Annotated in this window: 17 protein-coding genes; 4 read left to right on the forward strand and 13 right to left on the reverse strand. The window is 66.8% G+C overall.

What is annotated here, in order from left to right; genetic code table 11:
• Nucleotides 1-198: 198 nt before the first annotated feature.
• A complete protein-coding gene (locus F8O06_RS10445; RefSeq protein WP_158038505.1) occupies nucleotides 199-2,397 on the reverse strand; it encodes an ATP-dependent Clp protease ATP-binding subunit in 2,199 nt (732 codons plus the stop codon).
• Nucleotides 2,398-2,742: 345 nt separating this feature from the next.
• On the opposite strand from F8O06_RS10445, the gene F8O06_RS10450 reads away from it, so the two are divergent.
• A complete protein-coding gene (locus F8O06_RS10450; RefSeq protein ID WP_158038506.1) occupies nucleotides 2,743-3,696 on the forward strand; it encodes a hypothetical protein in 954 nt (317 codons plus the stop codon).
• On the opposite strand, the gene F8O06_RS10455 is transcribed toward F8O06_RS10450, so the two are convergent.
• The 7 genes from F8O06_RS10455 to F8O06_RS10485 form a co-directional block, all read right to left on the reverse strand.
• On the reverse strand, nucleotides 3,637-4,923 hold the full coding sequence (locus F8O06_RS10455; protein ID WP_158038507.1) for a glycosyltransferase: 1,287 nt from the start codon (nucleotides 4,921-4,923) through the stop codon (nucleotides 3,637-3,639). The two genes, F8O06_RS10450 and F8O06_RS10455, sit on opposite strands and share 60 nt — an antisense overlap.
• A 2-nt stretch (nucleotides 4,924-4,925) precedes the next feature.
• Nucleotides 4,926-6,152 (reverse strand): glycosyltransferase, encoded by a 1,227-nt coding sequence (locus F8O06_RS10460; RefSeq protein WP_192496923.1) that lies wholly within the window; start codon nucleotides 6,150-6,152, stop codon nucleotides 4,926-4,928.
• Between the two features lie 32 nt (nucleotides 6,153-6,184).
• Nucleotides 6,185-7,015 (reverse strand): YceI family protein, encoded by an 831-nt coding sequence (locus F8O06_RS10465; protein WP_225733476.1) that lies wholly within the window; start codon nucleotides 7,013-7,015, stop codon nucleotides 6,185-6,187.
• Nucleotides 7,016-7,198: 183 nt separating this feature from the next.
• Complete coding sequence (locus F8O06_RS10470; RefSeq protein ID WP_158038509.1) at nucleotides 7,199-8,575, reverse strand: aldehyde dehydrogenase family protein; 1,377 nt, start codon at nucleotides 8,573-8,575, stop codon at nucleotides 7,199-7,201.
• Between the two features lie 213 nt (nucleotides 8,576-8,788).
• Nucleotides 8,789-9,439 (reverse strand): NAD(P)-dependent oxidoreductase, encoded by a 651-nt coding sequence (locus F8O06_RS10475; protein ID WP_158038510.1) that lies wholly within the window; start codon nucleotides 9,437-9,439, stop codon nucleotides 8,789-8,791.
• Nucleotides 9,440-9,545: 106 nt separating this feature from the next.
• Nucleotides 9,546-10,565: an LLM class flavin-dependent oxidoreductase gene (locus F8O06_RS10480; protein WP_158038511.1), complete on the reverse strand. Its 1,020-nt coding sequence runs from the start codon at nucleotides 10,563-10,565 to the stop codon at nucleotides 9,546-9,548.
• Nucleotides 10,483-12,591 carry an FAD/NAD(P)-binding protein gene (locus tag F8O06_RS10485; protein ID WP_158038512.1) on the reverse strand — a complete coding sequence of 703 codons (2,109 nt, stop codon included), beginning with the start codon at nucleotides 12,589-12,591 and terminating at the stop codon, nucleotides 10,483-10,485. Before F8O06_RS10485 ends, F8O06_RS10480 begins: the two co-directional genes overlap by 83 nt.
• 149 nt (nucleotides 12,592-12,740) lie before the next feature.
• Here F8O06_RS10485 and F8O06_RS10490 point away from each other — a divergent pair, with 149 nt between their 5' ends.
• Together F8O06_RS10490 and F8O06_RS10495 are read left to right on the forward strand one after the other, a co-directional pair.
• Nucleotides 12,741-13,388, forward strand: a complete 648-nt coding sequence (locus F8O06_RS10490; protein WP_158038513.1) for a GNAT family N-acetyltransferase — start codon at nucleotides 12,741-12,743, stop codon at nucleotides 13,386-13,388.
• A 61-nt stretch (nucleotides 13,389-13,449) separates the two neighbouring features.
• Nucleotides 13,450-16,122, forward strand: a complete 2,673-nt coding sequence (locus tag F8O06_RS10495) for an excinuclease ABC subunit UvrA (protein ID WP_225733477.1) — start codon at nucleotides 13,450-13,452, stop codon at nucleotides 16,120-16,122.
• 42 nt (nucleotides 16,123-16,164) lie between these two features.
• On the opposite strand, the gene F8O06_RS10500 is transcribed toward F8O06_RS10495, so the two are convergent.
• Complete coding sequence (locus F8O06_RS10500; RefSeq protein ID WP_158038514.1) at nucleotides 16,165-17,520, reverse strand: NtaA/DmoA family FMN-dependent monooxygenase; 1,356 nt, start codon at nucleotides 17,518-17,520, stop codon at nucleotides 16,165-16,167.
• Between the two features lie 3 nt (nucleotides 17,521-17,523).
• Nucleotides 17,524-18,723: an LLM class flavin-dependent oxidoreductase gene (locus F8O06_RS10505; protein WP_158038515.1), complete on the reverse strand. Its 1,200-nt coding sequence runs from the start codon at nucleotides 18,721-18,723 to the stop codon at nucleotides 17,524-17,526.
• Between the two features lie 138 nt (nucleotides 18,724-18,861).
• Here F8O06_RS10505 and F8O06_RS10510 point away from each other — a divergent pair, with 138 nt between their 5' ends.
• Entirely contained in the window at nucleotides 18,862-20,211 is a 1,350-nt protein-coding gene (locus F8O06_RS10510) for a M20/M25/M40 family metallo-hydrolase (protein ID WP_158038516.1), read from the forward strand.
• Nucleotides 20,212-20,219: 8 nt separating this feature from the next.
• Here F8O06_RS10510 and F8O06_RS10515 read toward each other — a convergent pair whose 3' ends face one another.
• From F8O06_RS10515 to F8O06_RS10525, 3 genes are all read right to left on the reverse strand, one after another.
• On the reverse strand, nucleotides 20,220-21,239 hold the full coding sequence (locus F8O06_RS10515; RefSeq protein ID WP_158038517.1) for an ABC transporter substrate-binding protein: 1,020 nt from the start codon (nucleotides 21,237-21,239) through the stop codon (nucleotides 20,220-20,222).
• Between the two features lie 98 nt (nucleotides 21,240-21,337).
• Nucleotides 21,338-22,171, reverse strand: a complete 834-nt coding sequence (locus F8O06_RS10520) for an amino acid ABC transporter ATP-binding protein (protein ID WP_158038518.1) — start codon at nucleotides 22,169-22,171, stop codon at nucleotides 21,338-21,340.
• On the reverse strand, nucleotides 22,168-23,253 hold the full coding sequence (locus tag F8O06_RS10525) for an amino acid ABC transporter permease (RefSeq protein WP_158038519.1): 1,086 nt from the start codon (nucleotides 23,251-23,253) through the stop codon (nucleotides 22,168-22,170). The genes F8O06_RS10520 and F8O06_RS10525 overlap by 4 nt, the downstream gene beginning before the upstream one ends.
• Nucleotides 23,254-23,406 lie beyond the last annotated feature (153 nt).

Consider the following 23,406-nt stretch of genomic DNA (forward strand, 5'->3'; position numbering starts at 1 on the left):
GGTTCGCACGCCCCTACGACAACCATACGAATGACCGCGGAGCAGAGCCCGTCGCGATCACGCGCGTTCTATTGTGCTCCAAGCAGTGTACGCCACTGCGCCGCGACTTCTTTACCTGGTGAAAGAGATATGGGGCCGAGCCCTCAGACTCGACCCCACATCCGCGACCCACGGCGCTGTCACCGCAGCGGTCTCACATCACCCTTCGACGACCCCCTCGGCATCGACTTCCAAGCCGTCTCCGTCAGGCTTCACCGTGACGCGCACGCTCTGCCCGTCACGCACCTCGCCGGCCAACAGCTTCGTGGCGAGCTGGTCGTCGACCTGTTTCTGCACCAGACGACGCAGCGGGCGAGCCCCATAGACCGGGTCGTACCCCTTGTCGGCCAGCCAGGTCTTCGCCTCGGGCGAGACGACCAGGCGCAGCCGGCGCGACTCCAGGCGAACGCCGAGCCGTTTGATGTACAGATCGACGATCTTCGTGAGCTCCTCTTTGGTGAGCGAATCGAAGAGCACGATGTCATCGAGGCGGTTCAGGAACTCCGGCTTGAACGTCTGGTGCACGACCTGCATGACCTGCTCGCGCTTGACGTCGTCGGCGAGCGATGCGTCGATCAGGAACTGGCTGCCCAAGTTCGACGTGAGAATCAGAATCGTATTGCGGAAGTCGACCGTACGACCCTGGCCATCGGTCAGGCGACCGTCGTCGAGCACCTGCAGCAGCACGTCGAAGACGTCGGGATGAGCTTTCTCGACCTCATCGAGCAGCACCACTGAGTACGGGCGGCGCCGCACGGCCTCGGTCAGCTGGCCTCCCTGTTCGTAGCCCACGTAGCCCGGAGGAGCTCCGACGAGACGGGAGACCGTGTGCTTCTCTCCGTACTCCGACATGTCGATGCGCACGATCGCGCGTTCGTCGTCGAAGAGAAACTCGGCGAGCGCCTTCGCCAGCTCGGTCTTGCCCACACCGGTCGGCCCCAAGAACAGGAACGATCCGGTCGGACGATTCGGGTCGGCGATGCCTGCGCGGGTGCGCCGAACAGCCTCGGCGACCGCGTGAACGGCGGCCTTCTGCCCGATCAGACGCTTGCCCAGCTCGTCTTCGAGGTGCAGCAGCTTCTCGGTCTCGCCCTGCAGCAGCTTGCCGACGGGGATGCCGGTCCAGGCGGCCACGACTTCGGCGATGTCGTCTTCGGTCACCTCGGTGCTGACCATGCGCTCGCCATTGTGCTCGGCTGTCTGTTCGGCCTCTTCCGCCTGTTTCAGCTGGCCCTCGATGGCACGAAGCCTGCTCTCGATCTCAGACAGCTTCTTCCAGACGCCCGGATCGTTGCTGCCGCTGGCGAGCTGCTCGTTGAGCAGCCGCTCCTGCTGCTTCTCAAGGTCGGCTTTGCGTTCGCGCAGCTCTTTTGCGCCTTGGAAGACCTGGCGCTCCGACTCCCAGCGCGTCTTCAGCTCGTCGAGATCATGCTCGACCTTCGCTTTGTTCTTCTGCACGTCTTTCAGACGATCCTGGCTCGCCGCATCGGACTCCTTCTTCAGCGAGGCCTCGGCGATGTTCAGTCGTGCGAGCTCACGGTTGAGCGCGTCGATCTCTTCAGGTGAAGACTCCTGCTCCATCTTGAGTCGGCTGGCCGCTTCGTCCATCAGGTCGATAGCCTTGTCGGGCAGCTGACGATCGGGGATGTAGCGGTTCGACAGCTGTGCGGCGGCGACGAGTGCGCCGTCGGTGATGCGCACCCCGTGGAAGTTCACGTATGTGTCTTTCAGGCCGCGCAGGATCGCCACGGTGTCTTCGACACTGGGCTCGCCGACATAGACCTGCTGGAAGCGACGCTCCAGTGCGGAGTCTTTCTCGATGTACTCGCGATACTCGTTCAGGGTGGTCGCGCCGATCAGGCGCAGCTCGCCACGAGCCAGCATCGGCTTCAGCATGTTCGCGGCATCCTGCCCGTCACCGGCGCCCGCACCCACCAGCGTGTGGATCTCGTCGATGAAGGTGATGACCTGACCTTCGCTCGCCTTGATCTCGGCGAGCACCTTCTTCAGCCGCTCTTCGAACTCGCCGCGATACTTTGCACCGGCGACGAGTGCGCCCAGATCGAGCGAGATGAGCTTTTTGTCTTTCAGCGAGTCGGGAACGTCTCCCTTCACGATGCGCTGTGCGAGCCCTTCGACGACGGCCGTCTTGCCGACGCCGGGCTCGCCGATGAGCACCGGGTTGTTCTTCGTGCGACGGGTGAGCACCTGCGACACCCGACGAATCTCGGCGTCACGACCGATCACCGGGTCGAGCTTTCCGCTCTTCGCGATCTCGGTCAGATCGGTGCCGTACTGCTCGAGCGCCGACTTCTCCTCTTGCTGATTGGGCTGTTGGCCCTGTGGCTGCTGTGCCATGCTGTCTCCTTTCGTGCGGCGAGCCCTGTCGTCTCGTCCGCACCTGCGGTGAAACCTCAGTCAGACATGTGCGATACCTGGGGCCGCCACCGCGACCCCACTCTCACGTTCACATCTCTCACAACTCCTCACAACTTGAGTCTATTCCACTCAACTTTGATTCGCACAGCTGATGCGAAGCCCGGCGGTCGGCACCAGCAGCACAGCGCCCGAGAACACCTGCGCTGCGCAGGTCACCGGCGACATCCGCTGCGTCACCACTACAGTGATGCAGAGAGCGCAGCACCATTCAGTCGGTCACAGCGCCGCCGCGAAGTCGGCGCAGCCCGACGAGGAAAGGCCCCCATGTCGAGACAGCATGCCCAGTCCGTCAGCTTCGACGAGCTCGTCGGAGACGCCGAAGACGCCCCCACGCGGGAGCGCCGCAGCATCGGCTCACGCTGGGCGAGCTTCTTCTCAGGCCTGCTGCTGACCCTCGCCGTGCTGGCCTCGCCGCTGGCCATGGGAGGTTGGTGGCTCGAGCACGATCTGCTCGACACCGACGCGTTCGTGGCCCAGAACGCCGATCTGATCAACGATTCGAACGTTCGCGACGCCATCGTGACGAAAGCGACCAACACGATCAAGGCACGGGTCACCCTGCCCGCCGGGGCACAGGCCGTCATCGGCGACGCGGTGCAGAAAGATCTGCGAGCCGGGATCGACGCCGCCCTCGCCCCGGACACCATGCAGCAGACGTGGCGTGCCCTGCTCTCCGCGTCGCACCAGCAGAACGTCGCGGCCCTGCGCGGCGAGACGACTCCCACCGACGACTCGTTCACCCTGCAGCTCGGCCCCCTCGTCGACCAGGCACGCACCCAGCTGGCCACGATCAACGCACCGCTGGCCGCCATGCTGCCTGATGCCGACATCACGATGTCCATCGGCCCGACCGGGTCGATCGACAAGGCCAAGCCCGTCGTGGCGATCGCCGATCAGTACGCCACTCCGCTGATCGCCGGTGTCGTCATCGCATTGGTCGCCGGCGTTGCGCTCGCGGCCGGCGGGCGGATGCGAGCGCTGAGTCGCGTGGCCACGTGGCTGGTGGTCGCGTGTGCGGCGACCTTCGCGCTCGCGCGTGCCGGTGCCTGGCTGATGGCGAATCTGCTGCAGCGCCAGCTGGGCGACGCCGCACAGCCGCTCTTCACCAGCGTGACGATGCCGTTGCAGACGCTGGCCACCGTCATCGGCGTGGTCTTCTTAGTGATTGCCCTGGTCAGCCGAACGATCTTCGTGATCGCTCGACGCCGCCGCGCCTGAGCGTCGCACGGTCGTTCGCTCGTCGATGAGGGCTCGATACCGTCGCAGCATCTGCTCGGTGAGCCGGCTCTGCAGCCAGCGCATGCGATCGACGTCGGTGACGCGCAGCTCACGGCCATCGGCTCGACTCTGAGCGATCGCGGCGACGGCCTCGTCGATCGCTCGCACGAGATCGGCGGTCGACGAGCCAGCCGTCACCCAGCTCGGCTGCACGTCGACCTCGTCGGCGATCGCACGATCACAGAACACCACCGGGGTGCCGAGTGCCGAGGCCTCGTACACGGTCATGCCCTGGGTCTCGAACCCCACGGAGGTCTGCAGCAGTGCGTCTGACCGCGCGATCGCGCGCAGCGCCTCAGGATGCGACACAGCGCCGTACAGCCGCACCCGAGAGCTGATGCCCAGTTCGTCGATGCGCCGTCGCACCATCGCTTCGAGCAGCCCGTGACCGTAGACGTGCAGCTCGGCCGAGGCTGCGGCTGCGCGCTCGCTTGCGGCGAACGCCTCGACGGCCTCGACGATGCGCTTCTCGCTGCTCATGCGTCCCAGCCAGACGAGCCGAACCGGCGCAGACTCCTGTGGCTCTGCCCCGGTCTGGGCCTGCGCGATCAGTCGGTCGTCGACGCCCGTCGGCATCACGATCGCTCCCTCGACCCCATGCTCGTGCAGCCGTCGGGCGAAGTGCGCGCTGGGAGAGATCACCACTCGGGCCGCGGCGGTGAGCTCGGCGAGATATCGCCACGCCCCCCGAGCGCGAGGTGACACGGGCAGCGAACGCCCCAGGAGCATCCGCCGCCAGGCACGCAGCGCGACGAACACCAGGCCTGCCAGCGGCGTGACTGCGCGCGTGCCGGAGTCGACGTCGTTGTGCAGCGTGTGCACCACCGGCGCGTGCAGCAGTCGTGCGATGCGGTAGCCGATCAGCGCGCCCCAGAAGTCGCCCTGCACGTGCACGATGTCGACCGGCGGAAGCTGGCCAAGGCGCTGCAGCAGAAATCGGTCGATGCGGCGCCCTGGCCAGGACATGCCGTACTCGCCGTCGCAGGTGATGCGCATCGAGGGCAGGTCGATGTCATGAGCGCGGGGCGGATGCGGCCGGTGCAGACGTGGGGCCACCACCGTGGCGAGATGGCCGGCGTCGGTCAGCGCCGCCTGCTGCTGCCGAATCGACACCTGCGCCCCGCCGAGGGAGTCGGCGTGCTGGTCGGTGACGATGAGCACATGCATGATCAGCGCGGTTCGTTCGATTCGTCCGCCGGCTGCGTCTTCGGGCGATGCCCGTGATAGAGCTGCTCGAAGACGTCGAGCGTGCGATCGATGTCGTGCACGCGAACGCCCTGCAGAGAGGCGCGCTGCATGCGCAGACGCTCAGCCTGACTCTGCCGCAGCACGGTGGTGAGCTTGGCCGTGAGGTCTGCGACGTCGCCGGCGCGAAAGAGGTAGCCGTTCTCACCGTCGTGCACCAGATGCGGCAGCGCCATCGCGTCTGCGGCGACGACGGGAAGCCCTGACGCCATGGCCTCCATCGTCGCGATCGACTGCAGTTCGGCGATCGAGGGCATCACGAAGACGCTGCCCTCAGAGAGCACACGGAGCAGGTGCTCGTCGGTCACCCGGCCGTGAAAGACCACGCTGTCGCTCACCCCCAGCACCACTGCCAGCCGCTTCAGACGGTCGAGCTGGTCGCCGCCGCCGACGATGTCGAAGCCCACGTGCAGCTCGGGCGGCAGTGAGGCGAGCGCCCGCAGCGCGACGTCGATCTGCTTCTCTTCGGTGACCCGGCCGACGAACACCAGCCGTTGATCGACGCCCGGGTCGTCCGCGACGAGCCGGGGCGTGTAGTCGCTGGCGCGAATGCCGCAGCTGACCGGCAGCACGTCGCGCAGGCCGGTGCACCGCTCGAGGTAGTCGGCGGCCCGCTGCGTCGGCGTCGTCACGAACTGCGCCAGCGCGAAGACTTTGCGGGCCTCGCGCCAGACCGCATCGATGAGCTTGCGATCGAGGTTCGCCGGCAGACCGGTGAACTCGACGCCGTTCTCGGGCATGAAGTGGTTGGTGCCGATCACCCTGATGCCCCGGGCGTGCGCCTCGATGGCCAGCCCGCGGCCCACGATGATGAACGACTGAAAGTGCACGACGTCGGGTTTGACCTCGTCGAGCAGCGCACGCGCCCGACGTCTGATCGTGAGCGGCCACACGAAACGCAGCCAGTCGTGTGGGTACCACCGCCACGACGGCCACCGGTGCACCGTCATCGGCACTCCCTCGATGACCTCGGTCGACGTGCCCGCGGTGCGACGGCTGGTGGCCGGGGCGACGATGTGCACGTCGTAGCCGCGCTGTTTGAGCCCTGCGGCCAGCCTCTCAGTGAATCTCGCCGCGCCGTTCACATCGGGTGAGAAGGTGTCGCAGCCGATGAGAATGCGGAGGGGTGGGTCGTGGGGCGTCTGAGTCACGCCCTCAAGAGTACCGAAGAGCGCCGAGACGATCAGCTGACGTGGCTCAGCACGGTCGAGAACTCGACGAATCCGTGGTCTTCGACGGCGACGAAGCCGAGATTCGGCGCCTGCACCCCGTAGTCGGCGAACACGATCGGAATCTGCCCGGCGACGCGCACACCGGTGCCATCAGAGGCGACGGTGGCATCCACAGTCACCGCCTGTCGAACGCCGTTGATCTCGAGATCGCCATGCAGTCGCACCGACTCCTGCCTGGCACCGCCTGCGTCGGCGATGTCGGCGGGCTGCGTCAGGGTGAACGTCGCTGTCGGATGCTGACTCACGTCGACGGCCTGCGTGCGAAAGTAGCGGTCGCGCGCATCGGCATCGCTCGCGATGGAGCCGACGTCGACGCTGAGCTGCGCTGCCGTGAGCTGCGTCGCCGTGATCTCGGCCGTGCCGGTGACCTGTTGGGTGCGTGCGGTCACGGTGACGTTCTCGCCCCGCAGCACCTCGTCGAGGCGGTAGCCGGCGTATGACCCGGATGCGACCGACCACTGCCCGGCTGCGACCGGCGAGGCCTGCACACCTGACGAATCGTTCTGCAGCTCGTCCATCGGGCTCTCGGCAGCTGGGGCGACGAATGCCGCCCGATAGACCGACGGACCCCAGATGAGTGCGGCGGCGGCGAGCACGACGACGACGCCGATCGTCCAGCCCCACACCCGGCGCCGACGTATGGGACTCGTCTTCGACTGGCCATCTGCTGAGGCCTCGTCGGATGCCGGAGTCGGTTCATGGGAGGAGGTGGCGGGCATCGTGTGCTCCTTCTGCTCGTCGGGCAGCAGCCTGATCATGTCTCGCTGTCTCAGACCGCGCATGCACGTTGTTTGTACCTGCAACTTTAGGGCGGCCGGCTGTGCCGCCACTGTGATCTGCGGGGCGAACCACTGTGACCTGCGGGGCGAGACAGTACCTCTGTCGACCCCTCACAGAGAACGCCCCGCAGCACCGGCATCATGTGATGCCGACGCCACGGGGCGTTCGGATGCGGCCGACTCAGATCAGCAGACGCGCACCGACTTCAGATTCGTGAACTCGCGGATGCCCTCTGCGGCGAGCTCGCGGCCGTAGCCCGACCGTTTCGTGCCGCCGAAGGGCAGCTCCTGGTACGAGATCGTCGAGCTGTTGATCACGACGCTACCTGCATCGAGCTCGGCGATGAAACGCTGCTGCTCGGCCTCGTCGTTGGTCCACGCCGCGGAGCCCAGACCGAAGGGCGTGTCGTTCGCCAGATCGATCGCCTCGTCGAGGTTCGAGACCTTGTAGACCGATGCCACTGGGCCGAACGCCTCTTCGTAGAACAGACGCGCCTTGGGAGTCAGGTCGGCGATCACCGTGGGCTCGACGAACCAGCCGTCGCCCTCGGGCACGCTGCCGCCGACGAGCACGCTGGCGCCGTTGGCTTTGGCATCCTCGATCAGCTCGACCAGGTCTTCGCGCCCCTGCTCGGTCGACACCGGACCGATGTCGGTGGCGGCGTCGAGCGGGTCGCCGAGACGCAGCTTGGAGAACGCGTCAACGAACTTCTCAAGGAACTCATGGTAGACATCGGCGTGCACGATGAAGCGCTTCGCGTTGATGCAGGCCTGGCCGTTGTTCGAGACGCGTGCGGTCACTGCACTCGCGACCGCCTGGTCGAGATCGGCCGACGGCATGACGACGAAGGGGTCAGAGCCGCCCAGTTCGAGCACGCTCTTCTTAACCTCGTCACTGGCGATGGAGGCGACCGAACGGCCCGCAGGCTCGCTGCCGGTCAGCGTGACAGCGGCGACGCGAGTGTCACGAATGACCTTCTCGACGCGGCGTGCCCCGATCAGCAGGGTCTGGAAGACGCCCTCGGGAAGGCCGGCGCGAAGGAAGAGCTCTTCGAGGTACACCGCGGTCTGCGGAACGTTCGATGCGTGCTTCAGCAGCCCGACATTGCCGGCCATGATGGCCGGAGCCGCGAATCGGATGACCTGCCAGACCGGGTAGTTCCACGGCATCACCGCAAGCACGGGGCCGATCGGCTGAAAGACCGAGAACGCCTGCTTGGCGTCGACGATCGACGGATCGTCGAGCGGTTCGGGGGCGAGGAACCCCTCAGCCTTCTCAGCGTAGAAGCGCAGCGCCTTGGCCGACTTGTGCACCTCGCCGACGGCCTGCGCCAGCGGCTTGCCCATCTCGACGGTGATGGTGCGGCCGAGCGTCTCGGCATCGGCGTCGAGCAGGTCGGCGGCCTTCAGCAGGAACGCCGAGCGCTCTGCGAACGTGGTCTTGCGATGAGCGAGCCAGGCGTCATGCGCGACCTGCAGGCGGCGTTCGAGCTCGGCGTCGTCGATCTCGTCGAACGACTTCTCGACGGCACCCGTGGTGGGGTTGACGGTTGCAATGGACATGTCTGGTGGGCCTCTCTTCTTCTCTGAACAGGTGACGCGGCGTGCGGGTGCTCATGCGACCGTGGCCGTGGATTCCCAGCAAAAGATTATCGCTGCGATCGACGACCTTCCACCGGGTACGCTCACAGCGCACGGGCGTGGTGCCGAACGACGACCTGACGGGGTCGCCCGGTCACCACGTGTGCACACAGCGCTGAGATGTCGAGGCCGCTGTCAGTACCCGACGGTGAAACGCTGACGGCTGTGCGCCGGATGCTCGATCTCGTCGACGAAGGCCTGTGCGTAGTCAGCACCCGAGATGAACGAGTGACCGTCGTCGGTGGTGAGCAGCACGTCGCCGCCGAGGCGGAACGTGCCGGTGTGCTCGCCGGGGTTGAACGAACCGTACTCGCCCGAAGGGCTCAGGTAGAACCAGTCGACGTCGTTCGGCTCTGTGCGCAGCAGATCGAGGACCTTCCCGTGGTTACCGGCCTCCTCTTTGAAGGCGTCCGGGAACTCCGGGGTGTCGAGCACCTTGGGGCCGCCCTCTGAGACGTTCAGCGACCCGGCGCCGCCGACGACGCCCAGACGCTTGCCTGCGGCGGCCACAGCCGCGGTCACCTCGGGAATCGCCTCGATGAGCTTGCGCCCGTCGATCTCGCGTGCCGGCAGCGCCACGACGACCACGTCGCTCGCATCGACTGCCGAGCGCACCACGGCCTCGTCGAAGAGCGACCCGGTGCGGTAGTCGACGCCGTCTGTGCGAGCGTCGTCGGCCGGCAGGTGGCGAGAGTACGAGATCACGCTGATGCCGCGTGATGCGGCTTCCTTCGCGATGTTTCCGCCGGTGTAGCCGGTTCCGCCGAAGATGCTGATGGTCGTCATGACGAGCCTTTCTGTCAGAAATTGTTGATGCTTCAAGAAATTGAACGAGTCGACGGCCCCGTTATTCCGTGGCCTTCGCAGGCCCGCTCGTGTTCACAGGAATCTGCTAGACGCGGGGCTGCCAGCCCAGACGCGGGCCGAGTTCGCCTGCGATGTCTTCAATCAACTGGTCGTAGTCGGCCTGTTCGAAGCTGAACGGCAGTGCGAATGCCACCTCGTCGACAAGTCGAAACGCCTGCAGTTCGTCTAACCGCTCGGCGATCTGCGCCGAGGTGCCGACCAGGTCGCGAGAGAAGAGTGTGTTCTTCGGACCGTGCCCAGAGGTCGTGCGCGGCAGTCGTCGCTCGACATACTCCTCGTACTTGCGCACCTGATCCGACGTCGCGTTGTCGGTGGGAATCACCACGAGCCCCTGCGACACACGGGGCGCCCCGGTTCCCTGGTAGTTCTCGCGGTAGACCTCGATCTGATGCCGCTGGTTCTCGTCGAAGTTGTCGCCGAGCTCGCCGCTGATCACGCTCGACGTGAGCAGATTGAGGCCGTGCTCGGCCGCCCAGCGCACCGAGCGCTCCGATCCGGCGCCGTACCAGAGCCGATCGACGAGCCCCGCGGCATGCGGCTGCACGTGATCAGAGTATTCTTCGACGATGCCGTCGGCGCCCGAGAACTCGCTGACGCGGTCGCCACGCACCGCCTCGATCAGTCGTTCGACGCGTCGATAGGTGAAGTCTTCATCGTCAAAGGTGTCTGGATAGAGCGCGTGCTTCCAGTCATCATAGTGAAACGGCCGCCCGACACTCACGCCGGGGTTCACCCGACCGCCCGACAGCACGTCGACGGTGGCCAAATCTTCGGCCAGACGCAGCGGGTTCTCTGCGCCGAGCGGGATGACCGCGGTGCCCAGCTCGATGCGCGAGGTGCGCTGCGTCGCAGCGGCCATGACCGCGACCGGCGACGAGATGCCGTACTGCAGATGACGCTGTCGCAGCCAAGCGCTGTCGTAGCCCAGCCGTTCGCCGCGCTCGATCACCTCAAGCGTGGTCTCATGCCCGCCGCGCGGGTTCTTCTCGTCGAAGAGCCCGATCGTGAGAAAGCCCAGGCGTCGCAGCGGTAGGTTGTCGGTCATGGTGTGTGGTCTCCTTTATGCTCGTCGAATGCGTTGAGTCACATGAGGATGCCATGGTCGCGTCGAGCAGACCGACTGATGCGAGCATCGCCCGTGCGACCCGGTCGTTATATCTGAAGCTCGGCGCGTTCGTGTCGGGGCGTGCGAAGGCGGCCGGCCGCCCCACGTCGGTGAACTCCCCCAGCGCCCACCGATTCGGCAGCGCGTGGCCATCTGCTGCGACCACACGGAACGACGCCGGCGCGACGACGAGTTTGCCGTTGGTCGCCGCACGACCGTCGACGCGCAGACGACGTTCGTGGCCGAGACCGGTGCGATGCAGGTCGCCGAGCGCCGGGTTCGCCGAGGCCGACACCGAGCACTGCGGCTGGTACGCCTCGATCAGCACGTCGGCCGTGCGTCGCTCGTCGAGCGTACGGCTGTGCACCTCATACCCGCCGGCGGTCGGCTGCACATCATCGATAGAGCCGAGGAACTCCAGCACGCCGGCGTCGGCAAGCGCCAGCAGCAGTTCAAGGCGTTCGCCGGGTGGGCCGCTCGCGATGAAGCTGAACAGGTTCTGCCAGAAGCCGGTGAACTGCGCCGCCTGCGCGGCGTCGCTCCAAGCCGGGTGGTCGAGCGTCTCGGCGAGCACGAAGGTGCAGCCGATGATCGCCTGCACCAGTGCGGTCTGTTCGCTGTGTTCGTCGGTCTCGTGTCTCCGCAGGTCGTCAAGCAGATACGTGCGCAGACGGGCGCCGAGCGCTTTGGGGCTCTCGGCCCGCACCTCTGCCAACGGATGCTGCAGCCGCGCCAGGTCGAGTCGGTCGTCGTCGTCGACCCGTGCACGCAGCCAGGCGTCGACAACCGGGGTGCCGACGCCGCCGGCCGCCTGCACGAGCTGTCGCAGCTCAGCCCAGCTGCCACGCACACGATCGGGATGACCGCTGAACAGCTCGCGGTAGTAGGCATACCCCAACTCGCCCTGCACCCATGGCCACACGTCGGCGACGAAGTCGACGCGCTGCCACGCTTCGAGGTGCGCATCGAGATGGTGTCGCAGCCACTCTGTGGTGAAGAACGTCGTCGCGAAGCCGTGATCCTCACCCTGCACCCGTGAGGTCGTCTTGGCATGATAGGGCACGCCTCGACGTGATCCGGTCAGGATGCGAGGCTCGCGACCGCTGGCGACGTAGGTCACCCGTTGGCCGAGCGGTTTGTCGGGATCGAACGCATAATGGCCGCCTCGATCGACGGTGAGCCTGACGACGAGGTCGATGAAGCTGAGCCCGGCGCCTCGCAGCAGCACCGTGTCGTGTGCGGTCAGGCCGTCGAGGTCGACGTCTGAGGCATAGCCGGGCGGCTGGTAGCGCAGCCCGTGTGCCGCGGCCTGCTGTGCAATCGCACGATGCCGAGGTGCAACCTGCGCGTCAACGTGGCCGATCGCGTAGAGCACCGCGTCTGCCGCGATCACGGAACGTACGTCTGCATCTCGACCAGTGCCCTCGGCAACTGTCACGTCGAGCTCGTGGCCGGCGCCGGCATCCGCATCATGCACGCCGACCACCGTGCCGCGATGCTCGATCACGCGCCAGCCGCTCGGCGCCCGGTCGCGCGCACGCTCGTAGAACCACCGCAGGTAGTGGCTCTGCAGTCGGCGGCTGGGAAAGCTGCGCGGAGTGATCCGTGCGATCTCGGCGCGCACACCGTCGTCTATGTCGGCGGTCAGCGCCGCCGACAGGCGAAGGGTTCCCGCATGCACCTGATGAGCCCACTCGTACAGGCTGGGGCCGGGGGCGATCGGCCCGGCGAAGGTCGACGAGCGGTCGCTGAAGAGCGAGACCTCGCCGGCGAGCGAGTTGAGACGCAGCTCGGCCGACTGCTCACGGCGCCAGATGCGCCCCGGACCGATGCGATACGGGTCGACGAGGTGCACGTCGAGCGTCGAGGCCGCGGCGTCACGGCGTCCGTTCTCGACCAGGCGTTCCAGAACGCCGATGGCTCGCGGGCCACCGCCGATCAGCACGAGCGTGCGATGTGCGCTCATGGGGCTCCCCTCTTTTCGACGCGCTCGCCGAGGGCGTCTGCGGCGAGAACAGCCCAAGGCTATGTGCGTCGAGCGGTGCTCCCCAGTCGAGACGACACGCAGCGTCACACGCCGAGTTCGAGGCCCGTCTGCCGTTTAGCATTCCCTGCATGACAGATGTGCAGACCGATCAGATCGTCGTCGTCTCGTTGGCCGACCCGATCTCGCAGCCTCTGCTCGACGAGCTCGACCACGAGTACTCGACGCGCTACGCCGACTATCATGGCTTCGATCAGCCCCGCGACGCACCCAGCGAGATCGAGCTGTACCCGCCGTTCGTCTTCGAACCGCCGCTCGGCCTCGCCCTGCTGATCGTGCGCAGCGGCGTGCCGGTCGCCGGCGGTGCGTTCATGCACCTCGATGACCGCACCGTCGAGTACAAACGCATCTGGACTTCGTCGGCGCACCGCCGACAGGGCTTGTCGCGACGTGTGCTCGCCGCGCTCGACGTCGAGGCCGCGGCACGCGGCTACTCCCGGGTCTACCTGACCACCGGGCCGCGACAGCCCGAGGCGAAGCAGCTCTACCTGCGCACCGGGTTCACCCCGCTGTTCGACGTCGACGAAGACCCTGAGAAGGTCGTGCATCTCGCCTTCGAGAAGCGCATCGTGCCGACGGGACCGCGGGTGCGTGATCTGAGCGAGAGCGATCGCGGCAGGCAGGCGAAGCAGCTGGAGCGCATCGTCTGGGCGCAGCAGTACCACCCGGCGCCGGCGGTGCGGCTCGACGACCTCGCTGCGACCGAGCCGACGCACTGAGCGACTCCCCGCAGCGAGCGGGCCGGCCGTCTCGATTTCGCGGGTGCCGCACAGAGCATTCGTGACTATCGTGAAGTCGATGAAGCCCTCTCAGCATGCCGTCGCGCATCATGACGCGAGCGAAACAGTCAGCGGGCACCACGACGGGCGCGACCGAGGCCTCCTCGCACCGCTCGCCGAGCTGCCCGATCACATCAGCGTGCGCGGCGCACGCGTGAACAACCTGCGCGACGTCGACGTCGACGTACCGCTGCACCAACTGATCGGCATCGCCGGCGTCTCGGGCTCGGGCAAGTCGTCGCTCGCGCTGGGCGTGCTCTACGCCGAAGGCTCACGTCGCTACATCGAGGCCCTCTCGACCTACACGCGGCGGCGCATGTCGCAGGCCCCGCGAGCGGCCGTCGACGCAGTCGACCACGTGCCCGCCGCGCTCGCGCTGCGACAGCGTCCCGGCGTTCCCGGCGTGCGCTCGACTTTCGGCACCTCCAGCGAGCTGCTCAACGTACTGCGACTGATGTTCTCGCGTCTTGCCAGTCACGTCTGCCCCAACGGCCACCACGTGCCGCCGACCATCGACGTCGCGGCTGAACGGCCGATCGTCTGCCCCGTGTGCGGCGCGACCGTCCAGGCTCCAGGTGCCGAGGCGCTCGCCTTCAACTCGGCTGGAGCCTGCCCGCGCTGCCAGGGCACCGGCGTCGTGCGCGACGTCGACGACCATGCTCTGGTGCCAGACCCCGGCAAGACCCTTGATGAGGGTGCCGTGGTGCCGTGGAACATGTTCGGCTTCAACGTGCAGCCTGCGATCGCCCGCGAATTCGGCGTGCGCACCGACGTGCCCTGGCGCGATCTGACCGACCACGAGCGCGAGATCGTGCTCACCGGCCCCGAAGAGAAGAAGCACATCACGGTCACCAGCCGCAAAGGCGTGCACGAGCTCGACTTCACTTTTCGCAACGCGCGTCTCACTGTCACCAAAGAGCTGGAACGGGCCAGCGACGAGCGCCGCCTCAAACGCGTCGCTCGCTTTCTCACCGAACGCACCTGCCCCGACTGCCACGGCACCCGACTGAGCGCGGCCGCACGGGCTCCGCGCATCGGCGAGCGCAACCTGGCCGAGGTCACCGGGATGACGCTGGCTGAGGTGCTCGACTGGGTGCCGAACGTGTTCGACACCCTGCCCGATGACATGCAGCCCATGGCGCACAGCCTGATCGACACCCTCGCCGAGATGGCGCAGCGCCTGATGCAGCTGGGCCTCGACTACCTCACGCTCGACCGGGCGGCGTCGACGCTCTCGACCGGCGAGCGCCAGCGCGTGCAGCTGGCTCGCGCCGTGCGCAATCGCACCACCGGCGTGCTGTACGTGCTCGACGAGCCGTCGATCGGGCTGCATCCCGCCAACGTCGAGGGTCTCGTCGGCGTGATGCACGATCTGCTCGCCGACGGCAACTCGGTGGTGTTCGTCGATCACGACGTGCAGGTGCTGCGCGAAGCCTCGCAGCTGATCGAGATCGGGCCGGGCTCGGGCCGAGAGGGCGGTCGTGTGATCGCCCAGGGCAGCGTCGACGATCTGGTCGCCTCGCAGCGCCCCGAGGCGGCGACGACGGATGCCGCAGGCGGCCCGCATGACGACGACCAGCCGATCGGGCGTGGGTCTCGGCTCGCCGGCTTTCTGACCGGCGCCGAGCCGGTCGTCGTGCGCGAGCGACCGGCCGCCGGCGACGTCTTCGCCCTCGGCGCCATCGAGATGGCCACTGAGGCGGTCCACACCGTGCATCCTCTCCAGGTGCGCATTCCGCGCGGGCGACTCACCGCCGTCACCGGGGTCTCGGGGTCGGGAAAGACGACACTGGTGCTCGAGTCGCTGGTGCCGGCGATCGCGGCCTCGACCGCCGGAACCAGGCTGCCGGCGCATGTGCGCGCGATCTCGGCGCCGGGCATCGCCACCGCACACGTCGTCGACGCGACGCCGATCGGCATCAACGTGCGCTCGACCGTGGCCACCTATTCCGGCGTGATGGACGAGCTGCGCAAGGCCTACGCCGCCACCGAGCGGGCGCAGGCGGACGGCCGCACCGCATCCGACTTCTCATACAACACCGGCTCGCTCGCCTGCCCGCGATGCGAGGGCACCGGTCAGGTGTCACTCGACGTGCAGTTTCTGCCCGACATCGACATCCCCTGCCCCGACTGCCACGGGTCGCGCTTCGCCCCGGCCGCCGACGGCTACCTGATCGACGGGCAGTCGCTGCCGCACCTCTTGGGTCTCACCATTCGCGAGGCCATCACGACGGTGACGAGTCTGCCGAAGGTCACCCGGCGACTGCGGGCGTTCGACGACCTCGGCCTGGGCTACCTCACGCTGGGCGAGGCGACGCCGGCGCTCTCGGGCGGCGAGGCGCAGCGGCTCAAGCTCGTCAACCAGCTGCACCGCGACCAGTCAGACGCCGTGTTCGTGCTCGACGAGCCGAGCGTCGGGCTGCACCCGCTCGACGTGCGCACGCTGCTGCACGTGCTGGACCGGCTGACCGCGCGCGGAGCCACGGTGATCGTCATCGAGCACGACCTCGACATGATCGCCAATGCCGACTTCGTGGTCGACATGGGGCCGGGCGGCGGCACGGCGGGCGGACGCATCGTCGCCTGCGGCACCGCCGACCAGATCGCACACGACCCTGACTCGCTCACTGGCCGATATCTCGCCAGGCACCTGGCGCCGCAGCCGAAACGCTGACGCGCTCTTCGAGCGCTGTGCCGTGCGGCTGTCGAGGAGCTCTCAGACCGCGACGAGCTCGGGTGCGAACTCGGGCGACAGCCCGAGATGCTCGCGCAGCGTGCTGCCGGCGTACTCAGACGGATAGACGCCGCGGCTCTGCAACTCGGGCACGAGTTTGTTGACGATGTCGTCGAGACCCGTCGGCGTGAGGTACGGCGTGATGTTGAAGCCTGCGACGATGCCGGTCTCGGCGTAACGCTGGAGGCTGTCGGCGATGGTCTGCACACTGCCCACGAAGCCGTTGTCGTCATTGCCTCGAGCCGTGTGCTGAATGACGAAGTCCCGGATGCTCCAGTCGTTCTCGTGGGCCTGCTTGCGCCACTCGGCAGCCACCTCTCGGGCTCGGGCGTTCTGGAAGCCCGCACCACGCGTCTCGTTCGAGACCTCGACGGCCGGGTCGAGCTCGGGCAGCGGCCCGTCCGGGTCGTAGGCGCTCAGGTCGCGCCCCCAGAACTGCTCCAGATAGGCGATCGCCGTCTGCGGGGTGATCTGCGCAAGCCGCACCTCGCGGTACTTCTCTCTGGCCTCGGCGTCGGTGTCTCCGATCACGAACGTCGAACCGGGAAACGCACGCACGGCCCCGGCCGGCCGGCCGGCGGCCTCGACTCGGTGTGCGATGTCTGCGGCGAACGCCGTGGCGTCATGGAACTCAGGATGCGCCGAGAAGATGAGATCGGCATGTCGCGCGGCGAAGTCGCGGCCCTCTGGCGAGTCTCCGGCCTGAAAGAGCACCGGGCGACCGCCGCGGACCAGCGGCAGCGTGCGTTCGACCGTGATGTCGTAGAACTCGTCTCGGTAGCGAACCGGCACCGCATCGGGGTCGCCGCCGGCCCGCCAGATCGCTTTGACCGCACGCACGAACGACTCGGCGTGCCGGTAGCGGTCGGCACCGTCGAGGTAGCCGCCGCGGCGAAAGTTCTCACCGGTCCAGGCATTGTGCGTGGTGACGATGTTCCAGGCGTTGCGCCCACCGCTGAGTCTGTTCAGACTGGCCAGACGATAGGCAAGATCGGCGGGGTCGTTGAACGTCGTGCTCTGGGTCGCGACGAGACCGATGCGCTCAGTGACCGCGGCGAGCGCCGCGTCGAGCGTCTGTGCATCCGGGCGACCGGCGATGTCGAGATCATGCAGCCGACCGAGATGCTCGCGCAGACGAAGCCCCTCGCCGACGAAGAGTGCCGCGAAGTTGCCTCGCTCTGCGGTCTGCGCGACGCGGCGGAACGATTCGAAGGCGACCTGGTCGCCGCTCTCGGGCCAATGCCAGATGGTCGAGAAGTTCACGCCTTGAAAGAAGACGCCGAACTGGATCTGCTTGGTGGCAGGATGCCGTGTCGCCGTTGGTGCGATGCTGGTCATGGGTCAGTTCCTTCCCGCGAGCGCGGCACTGTCAGTGATGCGGATGTCGTCGCCGGCCAGATCGCCATCGCGTTCGACCGCGAATGCGTTATGAGCCGCCGGCAGACCAAAGATCTCGCGGAGCGTCGTGCCGACTGTGGGCGCACTGACCACTCCGCGCGCGATGAGCGCAGGCAGCACCGCGTAGCGCAGCTCGTCGAGGTCGGCCCCGAGCTCGGCCGGGATCAGTCGCACCCCGTCGACCACGTGCGCCAGCTGCTCGATTCTCTCGATCAGCTCGTCTGCGGTGCCGACGAAACGCGCGCCGTCCGGGTCGCCCCAGACGGCGGCGCCGTCGAGTCGCGCGAGTCGATCGGTGGCCGACTCGCCTCGGGAGTCGAGCACGACCTGCAGATCGGCGATGATCTGTGGCGCCGCGGATGCGGTGGCGGCCTGCTGGCGCAGCCGACGTGCCTGCTCGGCGAGGTCTCGCGAGGCGGGCAGCAGCACGGCATCCGCCGACACCGCGTGCTCCGTGCCGATCGCGGCACGTGCCGCCGGCACCAGCACGGGCAGCTGGCCCTGCGGCGGCCGCGGAACGATCGAAGCACCCCGCACACTGAACGAGGCACCGGCGAAATCGGCGTCGTGCACCTTGTCGCGATCAAGATAACGGCCTGTGGGCAGGTCCCGGATCACGGCGTCATCTTCCCAGGTGTCCCAGAGGCGCCGGCCGACGGCCACCACGTCGCGCAGCTCATGCTGCAGCTCAGACTCCCCCGTTGGCGTCGTCGCGTCGTCGAGCACGGTGCGGCCGAACTGCGCGGCCGCCTCGACGGAGTTCTCGGCCGAGACCAGCCAGCCGGCTCGGCCCCGAGAGGCGTAGTCGACGCTCGCCAGCTGTGTGGCGGTGTGGAACGGCTCGAGATACGTGACCGGAACCTGCGGAATCAGACCGATTCGCGAGGTCAGCGGCCCGGAGAACGCGGCCTGCTGCACCGCATCGATACGCCCGGTCGTCGCGGGCGCGCCCGGACCTGCGGGCGGCAGGTGCGAACCGGCGAAAGTCGCGTAGCTGAACCCGGCGGTCTCGGCACGATCGACGATCTGTGTCGCCCATCGTGCACTGAGGATGTCATGGCCGGCCTCCAGCGCGTCGGCGGCTGCAGCCGGGTGTGAACCGGCTCCGTCGATGTGCAGACCCACGGTGAACGTGCTGCTCATGGAGTGTGCTCCCTTTCGTCGTCTCTCGAATGCCTCCGGCGAGGCTAGACCAGGCTCACGACCGACCACCGACCTGTGGTCACACACCGCAACGACCGGTCACAGTGCGCAACAACCGGCAGGGTATCGTGAGATGTCATGAACGACTTCTCCGCCATGTCTCAGCAGTCGCTCGAGCTGCTGCAGCGTCTCGTCCGCAACGCCGCCGTGAACGACGGCACTCCCGACTCGGGCCAGGAGCTCACCAGCGTGCGCACGCTGCAGGCGTTTCTGCGCGACGCGCTCGAGCAGCCCGGCGTGGTCAGCGAAGTCGTCGAGCCGCACGCCGGTCGGGCCTCCCTCATCGCACGCATTCCCGGACGCGACCCAAACGCAAGATCACTGTGTCTGCTCGGGCACATCGACGTCGTGCCGGCCGATGCCGAGCACTGGCAGCACGACCCGTTCGGGGGCGAGCTCATCGACGACGAGGTCTGGGGTCGGGGCACCATCGATATGCTCACCCTGACCGCGGCGATGGCGACTGTCTTTCGGCACGCGGCCGACCCACGGCACCGCCCTGCAGGCGATCTGGTGCTCGCCGCCGTCGCCGACGAAGAGGCCGGCGGCAAGTACGGAGCCGAATGGATCAGCGAGCATCGGCCCGATCTGCTGCACGCCGACGAGGCGCTGACCGAGCAGGGCGGCGTGCTGCTGCGGCCGGAGAGCGCAACCTCGGGCATCACCGTCGGCGTCGGAGAGAAGGGGCAGGCTGCACGTCGCCTGCTCATCACCGGTGTGCCCGGCCATGGCTCGGTGCCATGGGGATCACGCAACGCCGCCGGCATCGCCGCCGAGATCGTGCTCGAGCTGCTGCGCAACCCGGCGCCTCCGGTGGTACAGCCGCACTGGGCGAGTCTCGTACATGCTCTGCAGCTCGACGCCGATCTCACCGAGCGTCTGCTCGACCCGGCGCGCCTCGACGGTGCGCTGCCCGCGCTTGGCCCGCTGGCGCCCCTCGGTCACGCCCTGACCCGAGTGACGGTCTCGCCGAACATTCTGCGCGCCGGAGACAAGCACAATGTGATTCCGGGCACCGCGACAATCGATCTCGACATACGCGTGCTGCCGGGCCAGACGCCCGAAGACGTCGACGGGCTGCTCGAAAGGCTGCTGAAGCCGTGGGCAGACTGCGTGCGCATCACCGGCGACCAGTTCTCACCGGGCAACATCACTCCGACCGACACGCCAATGTACGCGCGCATCCTCGACGTCTTCCGCCGCCATTATCCGGATGCCGTGCCGGCGTCAGTCATCGGGCCGGGCGGCAGCGACGGCCGTTTTCTGCGGCCGACGGGCACGAACGTCTACGGGTTCGGGCTGTTCTCGAAGCAGATCGACGTCGCCGAGTTCCGGCGTCGGCTGCACGGCAACGACGAACGGGTCGACGTCGAATCGGTGCGTCTGACGACGACAGCGCTGGCCGAAGTGATCTTCGGCCAGCGCTGAGGAGTCTGTCATTTGGACTTTTTCGGTAACCCGGGCGGGTTGATCTGCGATGACTCGACGCTTTCGGCCTCCAGCCCCCAACGCTGAAGGATCTGCTGATACTGGCCGTCTTCTATCGCTTTGTTCAGCACGATGTTGACGGCCTTGATCAGGCCGTTGTCCTTCTTCGTTGCCGCGGCGATCTCTGCGGTGAGCGGCCAGCCGCCGTTCACCGTGCCGACCAGTTTGGTCTCGCCGGTCGACTTGGCTTTGAACGATCCCGTGGCGTTCGGCCCGAACGTGGCGTCAGCGCGACCAGACTGAATGGCCAGGGTGGCTGCTGAGTCGTCGTCATAATAGACGAGTTCGGCCGGGGCTTTGCCTTTGGATTCGAGCTCCTTATTCCAGGCGAGCAGCACTTCTTCTTGGTTGGTACCCGATCCGACCACGATCTTGAGACCAGAGATGTCGTCGGCTCCGTCGATCTTCTCGATGGGGCTGTCCGCTTTCACATAGAACCCCAGCAGATCTACTCGATAGGTGGCGAAGTCATAGACCTCTTTGCGTTCATCGGTGACGGTGACGTTCGACGTCACGAGGTCGTACTTTCCCGACTGAATGCCCAGCGGCCAGTCTGCCCACGAAGTCACGGCCTGCTGGTATTCCAGGCCGAGGCCTTGGGCGATGAGCGCACCGAAGTCCGCCTCACTGCCGATGCGCGTCGTGTTGTCGTCCGAAGCGGTCACGCCGAGTGGCGCACCGCCGGCTCCAGCGGTGCCGACCACAGTGAGTTTGCCTGCCTCGATCGGAGAGAAGCCACTCTCTTTCAGCGCCGCGACGGCTTCGGGCACCGGGTCGATGTGCGGCCGCCCCTCGACATTCTTCGAGGTGAGGTCGAACTGCACTTTCTGGGCGACCTGCTCTTCTGTGGCGGTGTCGGAGTTGCTTCCCCGAGCCCCGCTGAGACCGATGCCGACGGCGACGCCCGCGACGGCGATGACGGCGACTGCGCCGAGCAGCACCCCGCCCTGTTTCTTGCTGAGAGCCATGATGTTGACCTTTCGTTTTCCGCAGAAGTGCGTTTGATGGAGTTGTGAGGGGCCATGCCGCTGCCGTGAGACAGACCGCTGGCCGAGTGCTGAACGGCTCAGAGAACGCGGTTGACGAATGCGCGAGTCCGAGGATTTCGTGGGTTGACGATCACCTCGTCCGGCGTTCCCGTCTCGACGATCTGCCCGTCTTCGAGAAAGACGACGCGATCAGAGATCTCGCGTGCGAACCCGATCTCGTGCGTGACGATGATGAGCGTGCGGCCCTGACTGGCGAGTCCTCGGATGACCTCGAGCACTTCGCCGACGAGCTCCGGGTCAAGAGCGCTCGTGGGCTCGTCGAAGAGCAGCACCTTGGGGTGCAGGGCAAGCGCTCGTGCGATCGCCACACGCTGCTGCTGGCCGCCAGAGAGCTGTCGGGGAAAGCGGTCACCCTTGTCGCCCAGTCCCACGCGTTCGAGAAGCTGATGTGCCTCCTGCTCTGCGGCGGCGCGATCGGCACGCTTCAGCGAGATCGGAGCGATGGTGATGTTCTCGAGAACGGTGAGGTTCGGAAACAGGTTGAAATCCTGGAACACGATGCCGACTTGCGTGCGTCGGCGCAGCACCTCGCGTTCCGGCAGCTCGTAGAGCAGACCGCTGCGACGCTCATAGCCGATGTACTGCCCGTCGACCGTGACCGACCCCCGATCGACGGTCTCAAGATGATTGATCGCCCGCAGCAAGGTAGATTTTCCCGAGCCGGAAGGCCCGATCAGCGAGACGACCTCGCCGGGGAGCACGGTCAGGCTGATGTCTCTGAGCACCTGCACTGATCCGTACGACTTCGAGACGCCGTCGATCTCGACCAATCCTTCGGTCGGCGCTCGGTCGACGCTCTGGCTGTCGTCGGTCTGGGCGGTGCCGCTCACTGCAGCAGATGAGGTGGTCATGCGGTCTCCTTCTGAGTCTTCGCGCTCGGGGTCTGACTGTCGCTGGCAGCGTCGTCACCGAGACGCCGCCAGAACTCGGTCACGCCTCGCCGGAGTCGTTGAATGGGTGTCGGCGGCAGCTCTCGCACTGTGCCCTTGGCGTAGTGACGTTCGACGTAGAACTGGACGATCGACAAGGCCGTCGTGATGATCGCGTACCAGACCACGGCCACGAGCAGCAGCGGAATCACCCGCTGGTTGCGCCCGTAGATGACCTGCACGGTGTAGAACAGCTCAGGCAGCGCCACGACGAAGGCCACGGATGTGCCCTTGACCTGCCCGATGACCTCGTTGAAGCCAGCCGGAATGATCGAACGCGCAGCCTGCGGCAGGATGATTCGGAAGAAGCGCACATGCGCGGGCAACCCCAGCGCGGCCGCAGCCTCAGTCTGTCCGCTGTCGACCGAAAGAATCCCTCCGCGGATGATCTCGGCAGAATAGGCCGCCTGGTGCAGCGTCAGCCCGATCGCCACAGCGGCGAACGCGGTCAGCAGTGTGGTGGTCGGAAACTCGACGATCCAGTAGTTGTCGGTGAACGGCGTTCCCAAGCCCAATGTCGGATAGAGGTAGCCGAGGTTGTACCACACCAGAATCTGCACCAGCAGCGGCACAGAGCGGAAGAACCAGATGTACCAGTAGCCGAATGCGTTCAGCAGCGGCGACTTGCTCAGGCGGAAGACCGCCAGCACGGTGCCGATGACGAAGCCGCCGACGATCGAGATCGCGGTCAGCCACAGTGTCAGCCACAGCCCTTTGATCACCGCATCGTTGAAGAAGTACTCGGCGAAGACATCCCAGCCGTACTGCCGGTTCGTGAACAGCGACCAGACGAACTGGGCGACCAGAAACAGGATCACCGCAGAGACGATCCATCGCCCCCAATGTCTGATCGGCACGACCCTCAGACTGTCTGCAGTGCCCGGGTCGCCCTGCGCACTGCGCTTCGCCGGTCGTTCCTCTCGCCTCTCGTCGTCGGGTTCCCGCCCACTCGGCGCTGACGGCTCTGTCTGCTGTTGCCGCGTCTTCTGTGATGTGACGGTCATCATGCGCCTCCTCTCTTCGTTTCCCTGCTGTCGGTCAGAGACCTTGCGTTGAATATGTAGGCCATGCTGACAGCGCGCCGAGGCCGACGGGTCAATCGAACGTTTTGTTGCCGAAGATGGCACCGCATGACGACTCTGCGACCTCCCGTGACA

It is taken from the genome of Pseudoclavibacter sp. CFCC 14310 (assembly GCF_008831165.1).
In the GTDB taxonomy this organism is placed as follows: Bacteria; Actinomycetota; Actinomycetes; order Actinomycetales; family Microbacteriaceae; genus Pseudoclavibacter_A.